At 40.0% G+C, this 13,334-nt stretch carries 15 protein-coding genes; all 15 read right to left on the reverse strand.

Annotated features, from left to right (window positions below):
• Positions 1–10: 10 nt before the first annotated feature.
• The 15 genes from KFE17_03555 to KFE17_03625 all read right to left on the reverse strand — a co-directional run bounded on the left by KFE17_03555 (position 11) and on the right by KFE17_03625 (position 13,333).
• Complete coding sequence (locus KFE17_03555; GenBank protein ID QUO32842.1) at positions 11–154, reverse strand: hypothetical protein; 144 nt, start codon at positions 152–154, stop codon at positions 11–13.
• A gap of 430 nt (positions 155–584) precedes the next feature.
• A complete protein-coding gene (locus tag KFE17_03560) occupies positions 585–833 on the reverse strand; it encodes a cold shock domain-containing protein (GenBank protein QUO32843.1) in 249 nt (82 codons plus the stop codon).
• Positions 834–925: 92 nt separating this feature from the next.
• On the reverse strand, positions 926–1,438 hold the full coding sequence (locus KFE17_03565; GenBank protein ID QUO32844.1) for a hypothetical protein: 513 nt from the start codon (positions 1,436–1,438) through the stop codon (positions 926–928).
• The gene (locus tag KFE17_03570; protein ID QUO32845.1) at positions 1,428–2,033 is read right to left on the reverse strand and encodes a hypothetical protein; all 606 of its coding nucleotides are present in this window, start codon (positions 2,031–2,033) and stop codon (positions 1,428–1,430) included. Before KFE17_03570 ends, KFE17_03565 begins: the two co-directional genes overlap by 11 nt.
• A 13-nt stretch (positions 2,034–2,046) precedes the next feature.
• Complete coding sequence (locus tag KFE17_03575; GenBank protein QUO32846.1) at positions 2,047–2,700, reverse strand: hypothetical protein; 654 nt, start codon at positions 2,698–2,700, stop codon at positions 2,047–2,049.
• Position 2,701: 1 nt separating this feature from the next.
• The gene (locus KFE17_03580) at positions 2,702–3,136 is read right to left on the reverse strand and encodes a hypothetical protein (protein QUO32847.1); all 435 of its coding nucleotides are present in this window, start codon (positions 3,134–3,136) and stop codon (positions 2,702–2,704) included.
• 89 nt (positions 3,137–3,225) lie between these two features.
• Positions 3,226–4,191, reverse strand: a complete 966-nt coding sequence (locus tag KFE17_03585; protein QUO32848.1) for an RNA-binding protein — start codon at positions 4,189–4,191, stop codon at positions 3,226–3,228.
• Positions 4,192–4,347: 156 nt separating this feature from the next.
• Entirely contained in the window at positions 4,348–4,653 is a 306-nt protein-coding gene (locus tag KFE17_03590; protein QUO33605.1) for a hypothetical protein, read from the reverse strand.
• Positions 4,637–6,472, reverse strand: coding sequence for a type IV secretory system conjugative DNA transfer family protein (locus KFE17_03595; GenBank protein ID QUO32849.1), 1,836 nt, complete (start codon positions 6,470–6,472; stop codon positions 4,637–4,639). Before KFE17_03595 ends, KFE17_03590 begins: the two co-directional genes overlap by 17 nt.
• Before the next feature lie 80 nt (positions 6,473–6,552).
• A complete protein-coding gene (locus KFE17_03600; GenBank protein ID QUO32850.1) occupies positions 6,553–7,557 on the reverse strand; it encodes a DNA replication protein DnaD in 1,005 nt (334 codons plus the stop codon).
• A gap of 33 nt (positions 7,558–7,590) precedes the next feature.
• Positions 7,591–8,652 (reverse strand): hypothetical protein, encoded by a 1,062-nt coding sequence (locus KFE17_03605; GenBank protein ID QUO32851.1) that lies wholly within the window; start codon positions 8,650–8,652, stop codon positions 7,591–7,593.
• 177 nt (positions 8,653–8,829) lie between these two features.
• The gene (locus KFE17_03610; protein QUO32852.1) at positions 8,830–9,543 is read right to left on the reverse strand and encodes a hypothetical protein; all 714 of its coding nucleotides are present in this window, start codon (positions 9,541–9,543) and stop codon (positions 8,830–8,832) included.
• Positions 9,506–10,057 carry a hypothetical protein gene (locus tag KFE17_03615; protein QUO32853.1) on the reverse strand — a complete coding sequence of 184 codons (552 nt, stop codon included), beginning with the start codon at positions 10,055–10,057 and terminating at the stop codon, positions 9,506–9,508. Before KFE17_03615 ends, KFE17_03610 begins: the two co-directional genes overlap by 38 nt.
• Before the next feature lie 149 nt (positions 10,058–10,206).
• Positions 10,207–12,804: an ATP-binding protein gene (locus KFE17_03620; protein QUO33606.1), complete on the reverse strand. Its 2,598-nt coding sequence runs from the start codon at positions 12,802–12,804 to the stop codon at positions 10,207–10,209.
• Positions 12,805–12,850: 46 nt separating this feature from the next.
• The gene (locus KFE17_03625) at positions 12,851–13,333 is read right to left on the reverse strand and encodes a hypothetical protein (protein ID QUO32854.1); all 483 of its coding nucleotides are present in this window, start codon (positions 13,331–13,333) and stop codon (positions 12,851–12,853) included.
• Position 13,334: the final 1 nt, after the last annotated feature.

Consider the following 13,334-nt stretch of genomic DNA (forward strand, 5'->3'; position numbering starts at 1 on the left):
TAGATGTCTCTTATTTCGAAGTTCCTGTCAACATCAGGATTTTTTGAATCCTTCCATCATCAATCTCAAAAAGATAACCGTCCTCACTCATTTCTGTTAACGTTCTAATATCCAGTTCGTTGATGCCTTCCCACATTACTTTTATGATCTGCATATTCTTCCTCCTTTGTTCTTCCTATACACTCCTTCTGTGGCATCGTTTCCTGTCAGGTGGAATTTCTTTTTCGTGTGATTGAAAAATTCTCCTTGTTGCTTTCATTCATGCTCCTCCTTTCTGAATGTCACAAACCAGATCTTACTGGTTCGTTTTGCATGACGGGCAATAAAAAAAGACACAAAAAGGTTCTTACACTTTTTGTATCTTTCTTATAGACTATGCCCTCTTCCAAGCGCCTTCGCACTTCAAATTTAACTTCCGGTCTTGCCGGAACAAAAATTAAAAACTCTGCCTGTTCTTACCTTGAACCTGCACAAATTTTAATTCAATTCAAGATTAGCACAATATATAGTTGTTGTCAACTTATTATATCTATATATTGTGCCACACTTTTTGATTTTAAGAATTCAGATACAAAATATGCTTCTTATACCAGCTCTTCTTTTGGCTCTGTCTCCTTTTCTGGCTCTGCCGGATAAACTTCTTTAGCAAGCAGTCTTCCCTGTTCATCTTCCTCTGTTTGAAATGTAACTGCCTGTCCGGTTTTCAATTTTCGGAATCCCTCTGTCTGAATTTCTGAAAAGTGGACGAAAAAATCATTTCCTTTTTCATCTGAAATAAAACCGTAACCTCTTCTTGCGCTGAACCACTTCACGATTCCTGTTTTCTGTGCCATAATCATCTCTCCTTTTCTGCTTTTAATTCTCGTGTTGGCGCCACACGAAACCGGGCGGCATGGAATCGAACCATGCCCATGATCTCCTTGCCCTACTCAATTTCTTCTGCTCCGTAATAAGATCCTACATTTAAAGCAGCGTCTAATTTCTGAATTCCAAAAAGAACTCCCTGTGTTTTTTTATTAAAATAGAAACGGTACTTCTTACCAATTTCAAACCGCTGCCTCTTATCCATCATCAATATCGTCTGTTTTCCATCAGAAAGGCAGACTACCACTTTATATACCCGTCCGGGAATACGTTTCCCTTTAATCTCACAGACCGTTCCTTCTATTGTCTCATAATCTTTTTTCTCCCCACATCGAAGCAGATGATACGAATATCCGATTCCAAACATCCACAGGATGATAGACCAGATAATAAAATTCAAAGAATCATTCTGTCTTCCTATATAACTTCCAAGAAAAAGGATAAGAAAAGACAGGGCGCCTATTTTCAATGCCCTGTCTGCAAGTACGCCTGGAACAGACGAAATGCCTTCCATGCGCTGACGGATGTATGTGATGATCCTCTCACATCTATTTGTTTTTTTCTTATGCTTCAATCATTTCCTCCTTTACCGAACGGATGAATAATATTTTCTTTTGATATAAAAGATGTATAATCTCCAGTATTTCATCCGGCTGCTCTGCTTTCTCCAAATACTGTCTCACCTCTCCACAGTGCTGTATCTCAAGGAGAAATTCCTGATATGTCCGTTCCAGGGGTTCTTTTCGGAACACTCTGATTGCTTTAAAAAATGGGGTACCGCATGAAAAACTCTCACAAAACATCAAAAACCGTTCTCCGCCATTTCTCATAACCCTTACGACTATTGCATTTTTTAACAGATGTTCTGCCGCTTCTTTCAGCGTATCACAATCATGAAATGCAATGAGCCCACGTCCGGACAGCCGCCGAAAGCAGAAATCAAATTCATCTTTTCCTGTTTTCTCCTCTATATTTTCCCCAGGAAAAACTGCTTTTAACAACTGTAACATCCTTTCATAAATTTGCGTTTCTTCCACAAATGACCAAAGTAATGCATTCCAAATATAAATTTCCATACCGGATAAAATTTTTTTCTCCGCCCCAACCTGAACGCAGAATGAGCCTCCCGGCTGGTCCATCTTTACGCCCACTGCTGTATACCATCTCATTTTGTCGCCCTCCTTACAAAATTCCAAAAATAAAACCGGCTTTTAAAAGTAAATATACAGCTCCCGAACAGCCTAAAAACAACCATCCTTTATGCGATGCTTTCATATCCCATACGGTCTGATATTTTGTACCGATTATTTGCACTTTACCTGGAACCTCCCATCGGAGTTTCCGGTAGAACGCTTTGAATTCCTCATGCTGGTATCCCAACGATCTGACTTGAAAAATCTTCCGCATCTGTTCTTCATCATTCAGCAAAATAAAACTTTTCCGTTCTTCATCGTCTTTTAATACCACATAAAACTCCGGTATTCCTTTTCTGCTTCCCTCTACGATTTTTTCAATTTCCTGATAGAAAATGCGGCAGGCTTCATATTGCCCGTTTTCCTCCGGCTGGTATACTGCCAAAGAATCTTCATCCAATTCCATATAACACCACTTAGCTTCTACAATCCGCTTACTGATTTTCCATATATGGTACAGTAAAAGACTGATTCCTACCAAAAGGACTGCCAGAAAATACAGGATTTCCCAACTCACATATCCATGTAAGGTAAAGAAAAGTAGAAGGATGCCTACAATTCCACAGCCACCTGCTGCAGCCAGATACCAATCTCTTTGATCCATTAGTTTATAAATGTCATCTTCTTTTGCCTTTAAACGCATGTCATTCCCCCTTCCTTTTCTGATGCCATTCAATCAATTCATTACATACCCGAATTGTTTCCTCACAGTAATACAGGGAGAACTTTGCAATATGCATATCCTTTTTCTGAAGGCACAATTTGTTTTGCAGCCAGATATATGCACTTTTTCGTGTCATCCCGCCCTCCTTCAAGAGTGTGTTTAATGCTCGATGCGCTAAAATTCGCTTATTGCGAAGTTGACCATCTGCCAGTTCCCCTTTCGGCAAAAGTGATTTTTTATGTGCTCCCACATACGCATCACAATCATCGGGATACCCGTCGCACACATAGAGATAACTTTCTGAATCCAGATTGTTACTGCCATATACATAAGATGCCGGATGTAGCCTCGCCATCCTGCCGCAATACTGACACCGTACACGTATTTGCTCCGGTTTCTGTTTTTTCTTTTTCATCAGCAACGCCTCCTGTCAAATGTCTCTTTTGTTTTGCAGGTATTGTAAACAATCTGATTTCTGTGAGTCAACAGTACCCTTTTTCTTTTTTATACAGCACGCTTAATCATACGGGTGATGATTCCTTCTGCCACCTCAAATTTATCGTTAATTCTGGTAACTACAAATCCAACTTCGTCACGTTTAGAGGGAAGACTTGTCATATTACAGGAATGTGCAACTGCATTCACACCAATATTGAGCCGGATAAAATACGTTCCTTTGTAAATATCTGTAATGATTCCTACATATTTGCCTTGACGTACGCATCGCTTAAGGTTATCTTTGTTCGTGTTTGCAGTTGCACCTTTTGCATCTACGGAAATATCTATTTCCTCTAACGACCGGATATTGATCTTATTTACCATTACAAGAGTAAGATCGCCTACCTGGAATTTTTCGCCGGCATCTACCATCCACTCCCAGGCCATATCCCTTGCCCGCACAGAAACTTCCACCCCAAACACTTCTAAACGGACAACCTTCGGCGCAACAGCTATCACGCGCGCTTCCACAACCCTTCCCGGATACAGCATTGGTTTTTCCTCTTCATTTTCATTCAGATAAAACATCTGCCGTTTTTTCAGCATGGCATCTTTTCTTGACGCAACCACGCTTCTGCTCTGTTCATCCAGATCGCGGATAATAAAATCAATATCACTACCGAGCATATTATTGGCAATTCTTGTCTGTCGGTTTAAAGTATCGGAATTTTCTCGTCCATCTCCTATAAGATTGATCATCATTTCATCCATAGGGATCAAAATACGGAATCCATTGTAATAGGTAATTGCAACTACCCATCCACTATCCAACCGTTCTATTCCTCCCAATTGCCCGGTCAGGATTTTCTTTGTTCTGTGTGCGTTTAAAAGCTGATGCCATCTGGCATCCTCCTGTTCTTCCATAGTTTCTACATGGGAATCTACATCGATTGTTAAAACACCTTCTGACAATGCTGCCCTTGGAATTCCCTGATCTTCCATCTTGTTGCCTGCTCTCTTTAATTCTGCCATCGTAAACCTCCATTCAGTTGAAAAAAGGGCACAAAAAAACAGCCATCTGGCTGCTTCTTATGCCCTGTCATTATTTTACAGATACTATTTTAAACGGACTATAATCGGATGTCAATTTCAGCACCGTTGCAATACAGTCGCATATTAGGTGCAATTTTATTTCACTAACTCTTTTAGTCCGTCATCATACCGGATTCTGGAAAAATACCACATTTTCCCCTGTATTTCAACCAATATCCTGTGTTGCAAAAGATATTCCAGATTTGCCGATTCCGGATTATCACGTTTCCATCCTGTTGCTTTATAGAATTCTTCCACGCTGTCATAAATCTCAATACACTTCTCTGCAAGTTCTATTTTTTCTGTTTCCTGCTCTTTCAAATATATTCCAAACTCCAGTTCCAATATTTTTAAAAATCCATATTTCACAAGGGAGTTCTCCAACCTAACCCTCCTTTCCATCAGATGTTTCAAATGCAAACAGTTCTTCCACTTTCATGATTCTCTTTTCTTCCTGTTGTTCGCTCGTTTTTGCGTTGGCTTGTTTTTCAGTCTTTTTTATCTCCGTATCTAACGTAAATGGATTCCCTGCTTCTGTTCCGCCTTCTTTTTTATCCGGTAAATCAGGTTCCTTCTCGGCATAGATTTTGAAATTCTGTTTCTCCTGCTTCCAGTCTTTAAACCATTCCGGAATATGTTCCTCTACCTTTTCCAGTTTCATGTATTGTGAATCCGGATGCTCCAAATAATCCATTTTCCGAAAACGGCATACTTTTTGTCCACGGATAATCAAAAGCCCCTGATCAAGTGGAAAACGCAAAATTTCATCTGGGAGAAGAAGCATTCTCTTTCCAAGTGATGTAGATTCCGTATACTCCGGCACATAATCCGTTGCACGTATGGTATAATAACTTTTTCGTATGGAAGATACCGACACAGTGATTTCTCCTGTTCTGTCACTGTAATAGGATGCTGTTGTCATATCATTGCAGCCTAAAAAGATAGAAAAATCACAGCCTCCTAATATTTCTTCCCACTGATTATCTGGATACCGGTTCTGTAGCTGCGGAATATTTTGAAACAGAATACTCATACCGATTCCCCTGCTTCTGGCAGTTGCCAGTTTCTTTTTAAAATCCGGTACAACACCCAGATTCGGAAATTCATCCAAAATAAATTGTACTGGCACAGGTAGACGGCGTTCTTTTGTACGGTCAGCATAACGCACTAATTTAATACTTAAAAATGATGTAAACAATGTGGCTAACATATCAAAGGTACTGTCCTGATCGGATGTAATACAAAAATATGCACATTTTTCTCTTCCCGGCAACGACAAATCAATTTCATCATGACTGGTAATCTGCTGCACTAATTTGTTCTGCATAATCTGTAATCTTGTTCCAAGTCCTAAAACTGCATTTCCCTTTACCTTCTCGGCTTTGGCAAACAATTGATATGGACCTCGCGCGGGATGATGAGTCGGTAATCTATCAAAAATGGCATCCAGCATATCTACGCTCTTGTTAATTAATAATTTATATGCTTCAGGAAAAGTTCTCTTTTCTGGTGGATACTCATGAAACACATAAAGACACAAAGCTTTTAACAGATCCATCTCTGTATTATCATAAAAATGATCGAATTTGTCTGTTGTATTACGAATCACCACATCACAAAAAACATCAATCAAACTGCCATCGTCAATTTCTCCCAAACAATTCCATGCATCGGAATGCTCTAACTGAATGAGATTTAACTGTTTCACCGTATAACCGGATTCCCGGAAGTAGCACGATAAATCTTCGTATAATTCTGACTTGGGATCTGTCAGATATACGCTCTCTCCCCTGCGGATACATTGCAATGCCATTACTCGTGCAAAAGCTCGCGATTTCATACTTCCCTGTGACCCACAGACTGCAAAATTCCTATTTAGTCTGGACTCCACCGGAAGACTTATAATTTTTTCATCCTGTAGATTTCTTCCAAATATCACTCCGTCTACTTTTTCAAAACTTTTCTCGGATTGTAAAACCTGTGCACGTTCCTCTTCATCCATAAATCCTGCGGTGCCGTAAGTTCCTTTGCTGGAAACTTCAAAATTACGTTCATCGTAAGCTTCTTTTCCCGATCCTCTCCAGACAATCAGTCCTGCAACCGCCCCAAATAAGATAAAAGCGACTATGGAACACTGAATCCCTGCCACTGAAGAAATTCCATGACGGATAGTATCAATCGGTGCTAAACGTACTGCTGATTCCATAAATAACTGTTCCATGAATCCACCCACGTACAATGCAAGAATCACAAATGCGCCTGCTAATGCTATGATTTTTAAAACTGTAACACCTTTCCGGTTTATTCTTCCACCTCCTTTGCTGTATAAATATCTGTTGCCATATGATATTGTACAAGATTTCCATAATACGTCGAGATAGTATGTATGGAGTTATAAAGGGCAGTCACGAGAAGTGCACGAATATTACGAGCTTTTGTATGGCTCTCATCCATACTGTGTAATACAAACTCTATATGATTTTTTGTAATTTTCTGAAACTGTTCCTTTACCACCTGCGCTGGTTTTTCCTCCCTGTTTACGCGAATAGTCTTAGAACTGGAAGTCAGTACCTCCACCATAATACCAAGCAGTTCATCGATTCTTTCATCGTATGGATTATCATTTTTCAATGCCTCATAATCAATCTGCGCCTTTACCATATCTTCCACATACTGATAAGACTGATAGAAATCTTTTGTACGGTAATCTTTTGCTTTACTCTCTGTATATGTTTCACTGGTTTTCGTGCCACCTCCCACAAATTCCGGGGATACCCTCTCACTTATTTCGGTGATACCCCTCCCCGATTTCGGTGAGACAGTATCCGGCGGACACCTGCCTCTTGCCTCTGGTGTCCCTGTTTCAGCTTCCTTCGGATACGTCAGATGCTCTAAAACTGTTACGTTCAAATCCAAAAATAATACATTGGACACAGTTTGTCCTTTGACATCAAGTGTTCGGAATACCCTGCGCACAACACCCAGCTTTTCAAGTTCTACAACTGCATTCGTAGCATCACGCTTGGTAATCCCAAATTGATCCGCAAGCTGCTGATAACTGCGCTGCAACAGATCTGCGTGGAATTTTTTCCTTAGTCCGATTAACTGCCCGGTCATTTCATCTCGGATTTCCACCGCCCGGTACCAGTACACAATATCTGCCAATATGATAATCGCATTCAAATTAGGTTTCCCTGTGGGTTTCCGAATCGTCTTATACCAACTGACGGGAATCACATTTCCAGATATTTGAAGCCGACTCATCTGATCCACCGTAAGACTGCCTGTTTCAAACGGACTGTTCATGCCCGCACCTCCTTCACTGTATGAAGGACAGTGTTACAATCCTCCTAAATAATCCAAAACTTTTTCTGTCAAAATTTCACGATATGCAACCTCCTTTCCAAAATAAGTTTCTAATACGTTTTTTTGATAAGATAAGCAGAGAATCGTACCTTGCTTTTTCCATCCTAGTTCCTGTTTCACACGTAACAAATGACGCATTTCCAGTTCATAGCAAAAATAAACCGGATTCCCTGCTTGATCGACACCTGCACTCACCTGATATTCCTGATTTCTCTGTTCTTCCAGTATCCCACATAAAAACTGATACAGTCTGATTTGTTTTTCCCGGTCTGCTAAAAGTAATACCTGTATTTTAGCCTGCTCGATTGTTGGAACATAATAATAATTCTCATAAATATCATCTACTTGAAACAGGTTCCCCTTTAAACCTCCATCGCTGTTCAAAAGTTCTAGAAGAAATTCCAATGTATCTCCCATGATCACTGCATCTATTCGTTTTAATACGCCCGTTCTCATGCTTTCTCTTTCTACAAAGCTGCGCATGGTACGTTCCATTTTTTTCGCCCAGCGCATTCGCTGTTCCAGCGTATGGTAAACAATGTAACCGGACTCCCCGGACAGCATAATTCCACAAGCTCTTGACCCCTTAATGGCATCAGTCAGTCCCTTAAACTCCAAACTTCCGTAATATGCTGTTTGCCCCCTCCCAAATTCAGAAGCAAAACAAAACAGTTCCGGTTTTTGACTTCTGAAAATGGGAATACCCGTCTTCCAAAAAAAGACCCATACCTTGCTCATCCGGTATAAACGAAGACGTTTTTCAATCTCCGTTTTTACATGATTTGTTTCCACTGAACCCTGTAAAAAGAACGCCGTATCTTCACCATATTGTGAAAGAACATATCGCTTACCTTTTGCCCGCAGTACATATCCTTTCCATCCGGCTTTATTTCTCACAGAGATATAACCCTCTTGTTTTAATCTGGTAATGACAGACGCTGTATAAGATACAGAGCCGATAATCTGTTCCGCAAGGTCTGCCGGCATCTCTCCGCTAACAGCAATCAGCAAAAGTAACATATCCTGTTTGCGCATATAACTTTCTCCTTCCACCGTTTCTCTTTTCCAAAAACACTACCCTATCTGATTAACACTTAGGTACAGTTTTTCTTTCTGACTCCCGAAAAAACGATTGTTTTACTACCTTTTCTGACATTTTCCTGTTATCGAAAAAGGCACTTTCAAACCAGATACGTTTTTCGATACTATATTTTAAATACTTTGAAGCCACCGGGGGAATTTGTCCGTATCCATAATATAAACTTCTGTCCCATCTTTATCTGCCATTCGTGTAATATGATACGTGTCCACATGCAAGCCGCTGTCTGACACAAGAAAGAAATTTGAAATCACATCAAGGACATGCTTTTCTTCAAAATTATCGTGATCCCTGATCCGTCCAAGCGGCAAATCCCGATTATACAAATGCACAAAACAAACCGTACATTTTTCATATTCCGGTATCTTTTTTTGCTCCTGATTCTGCTCGATACACCATTGCTTGAATGCAATATACAAAGGCTTATACAAATAATCGGTATATTGTTCTTTCCGATGCGGAATTAAAACCGGCATTGTAATCCCCAAAATTTCATCACAATAGCCAATTTTAATTCCATGTACAGCCACAAGTTCTGACTGATACTTCTCATATTTCACCTGATCCAGCACAACTTCCAGAGATAAACGCCTTAATTTTTCCGTCAGTTGTTCTCCTTTTTTCGATGCTTCCAGTATCATATCCATAAAATTTTCATATCCGTTTTCCGTTTTACATCTTGCATAAGAGGTCAGTATATTTCTTGCTTCTGCCATCAGTTCTCCCACCTCTGCGGTTACTTTCTGTGCATCATCTAACTGCCTCTTTACCTTTTGAAATGTATCCCGGCTACCGGCTTTCTTTTCGATAGTATTCGACTTCACCATCCTCCTTTACTGTGCAATATCCAATCACATCGGAAACCTGAATCTTTGGGATGCTTTCCGCTTCCTCCACTACTACAACATGCCCGCATCCATCGATTTTTCTCCGTACAAACAGTTGATTTGTCAATTCAATATCTTCTGGTGCAACATACAGAATATCAAAGATTTCCCCGTCTCCCACAAATACGATCCGTATGGGATATTCTTCTTTGGATGCAAGAAAATGCTGTTCAATCTTCTTTTGATCCATCAAATCAAGCAGCACCCACAAACAGGTACTTGTCCCACGTTCCCAGGTTTCATATGCCGACTCACTGGACGCTACCTGTTTGGTTTCGTTGTTTGTATAGATCATGCGGTCCTTTTCCAGGGTTTTCAATGCCCGCCCCACAAACCTTTCTCTTCCATCCTTTTCAAAATAGGCGTATATCTGCCCCTTCTCCAGCACATTATATTTCTGTACCAACTCTTTTAATTCCCGTTCCACACCTCTCTGTTTGTTCTGATTTTCCATAATGCCCGTATCCTTTCCAAATAATAATAGTTATCTTAATGACATATAAAAAGCGTATTGTATGACAGATTGTTATAGCTCTCGTTTATAAACAATCTTACGACGCATACAATGACGCTTTTAATACGCATTATTATAAATCTACTTGCTTATATAGCCTGCTTTCCATATGCCTGTCTTCCATATTTCTGCAAACGTTCTTTTAGTTCCTGCAAATCTTTTCTGTCCGTTGTAATCAAGTCTTTTTCCAACTGGCTCGCCTTAAAATCTACAATCAGATTATTACTGTTGGTGGAAATCAGACCGGTTCCTCTTTCAAATCTTGCAATGGACATTGCTTCTGCCTCTGATAAATCAAGTTCCTTCCTTATATTCTCCGCTTCACTAGGTTCCATATTGAGAATAATTTTCGTCTTCGAGTTATTCAGAATACCTCTGCCAAGCTTGCCGCCCTTTAGAGCAAAGAAATCTACAAGGTCCTGTGTTGCACAGATTGCAGAACCGCCGTAAGCACGAATTACTTTGAAAATCTCCAGCAGATATTCTCCTGCCAATTCGTTTGACACCAACAATTTCCAAGCCTCATCCACAAAGATCGCTTTTTCTACAGTTCTGTCTTCTTTTGCCTTTGCCCATACAAAATCCAGTGCAACAAACATTCCCAACAACAGATCTCCGGATAACTCTGAAATATCCAGAACAACATACTTATTCGATAAATCTACATTTGTTTTTTGATTGAATGTTGCCGCAGAACCATGTACCAAACGATTGAGAATGTTTGCCATCCTCCGACATTCTCTCTTTCTTAATAAGACTTCATGTAAATCACCTAAAATCGGCATATCTTTGTATTGTCCCGGATTATCAGAATCTTCTAAACTCTGATTATCATGGGTAATTCCCTTTTCTGCATAGGTAATCACTAATGCTTCATCTAAAAGCTGTTTTTCTTCATGGCTCAAATCTGGGATCAGCAGACTGAAGAAAATATGTAAACTTTGGATTTTCATTGCCAGTTCAGAACGCTCTACTGTATATCCATCCAAAATTTCACTTGCAGTCCTATCTGTCGGACGTATTTCCATAACGTTGATACAGTTTTGGGAAGCTGGAGAAATCTGTATAAAAGCCCCACCGATATTATTACAGGCTCTTGCAAATTCATGCCCTTTGTCTGGTGCAATAATAAAGACCTGCACATTTTTCCTTCTCAGTCTTAATGCCATTAGCTGCATGGTAAAAGTCTTGCCAGCGCCTGATGTTCCCAGAATGGCAATGTTGGCATTCTTATATATTTTCGTATTGAAAATATCCACGATTACGAGAGAATTATTCGCCTTATTAACCCCCATCATAATCCCATCTTTATCCGACATTTCATAGGAAGTAAACGGATAGCAGCTTGCCACTCCGGAAGTCAGTACATTCCGTTTGGATCTCTCGTACAGTTTTTTATCCAGACATAGCAACGGCAAAGAAGACAGAAATGCCTCTTCTTCCCGAAACATACAGCTTGTCACACCAATATCCTGCGAATTTAATAATTTTGTCATTTCTTTTACACGCCATTCCACCTCTTTCGCACTGTATCCGGTAATGGTAATCAATGTACTCATATAGTAGAAGTCTTCACTTCCACTTAATCCGCGTTTCAGATAATATCCTGCATGGATGGATTCACTTAAATCATCAAAATCAGTATTCGTATCATAGGTATCTTTAATCTTCGACCGGTTCAGACGAATACTTCTTCCTATGCGTTCCATAGATTTGCTTTTATCCTGCCGGAAAAAGAAAACATCTACATCAATTCCCTCACCTGCATTGATTAAAAGTGACAGCCATCCTGCCGGCACTCTCGATCTGTATTTATGGGAAGGTATCAAAAGATAGCTGTAATACATCCCATCAATAACAAGATGACTTCGGTGACGCAGATCCATCGTCTCTGGTGCAATCAATTCCGTAACCGGAATATGACGAATACTGTCCTCACCGTTCTCTTTCCGGTAATATGCTACTACCTTTTGGGTACGCTCTTCTAAAGACTCATAAACACTTGTCCTTCGATTTAAAATCTGATACAAAACATCCACAAGAAACCGCGTATCGTTTTCATGCTCCAAAACAACATTCCCACATTGAGAAAGATATTTTTTAGCAGTCTGTACTACTGATTTCATGTACGGAAGAATATCATGTTCCCTCGGATTTTTATTATTGTTATAGGATTGATACTCAAAAACCATAAAAAAACGTCTTGTAATTGCTTCTTTCCTTCCAAGTTTCTCAATGAGTTTTGCATAATCCTCCTGAAGCATTTTTACCCTTGTGTCACATTCCCTTTCCGCCTCCTTTTGTATTTTTTCAATATACTCCGAAATATCTGCTTTCTTAGACACAACCTTAAACTGTATTCTGACTGGAGCAATTTTTAAATAAGACATAAAGGACATGATAATATTCCGTTGCTCAGAAGGCGAACGCAGCAAAAAGTTAATCGGCAGAATTTCTATCAGTTTCACATAACGATGATCCGTTGTGTAGATAATTCCATTTTTTATCTGTCGTATTGGAAGATAAGATGATACCCAGGTTACCGGCAGTAAATCCAAATCCGGTTCACGTTCTGTGTCCTTTTTTCTCTTAATATCCGTTCGGACAACATGTTTCTCTTTCGCTGGTTCAGTTTTGTCGAGTTCTTTTTTTAACTCACGTTCCTCCTGCATCTGAACTTTTCGCATCCGTTCCTCTTCCCGAAAACGCTGCCGTTCCAATTTCTGCTGCTCTTTACGTTCTTTTTTCTCTTCTTTCAGATTCTGTTTTTCTGCCTGTTTTGCTTCTTTGAGCTGACGCTTCAGCTCTTTTACTTCGTTTCCTATGACGCTCGCCTCCTTTTCCCCTCCGGCTTCTGTATTGCTGTTTCCTCAATCTGCGATTCCGCTTCAAACGGTATTTACCATCCGGAACTGTAAGTATTCTCCGACCACACAGATATTTCAAAAACTGAAATAAAAAAGAAGTCAGACTTTCTCCCTGCACACCTAATACCGCAAAGATTACAATCGGTATCATCACAATTACCCCGGCATAAATCTTACCTTTTACTCCAAGATCCGTCGCCAAAAGTGCCTGCAATAAAAGAAGAGCCAGAAGGCCTGCTTCAAATGCATTCCTAAGTCTGACTCTTCCTGAAAAAATAGTTCCCTCCTGTGCAAAATTCGGCGGAATCGTATATACATCTACCCGTTCTCTCTGTGCGATTTTAACCACC

The sequence above is a fragment of the Faecalicatena sp. Marseille-Q4148 genome, from assembly GCA_018228665.1.
GTDB lineage: Bacteria > Bacillota > Clostridia > Lachnospirales > Lachnospiraceae > UBA9414.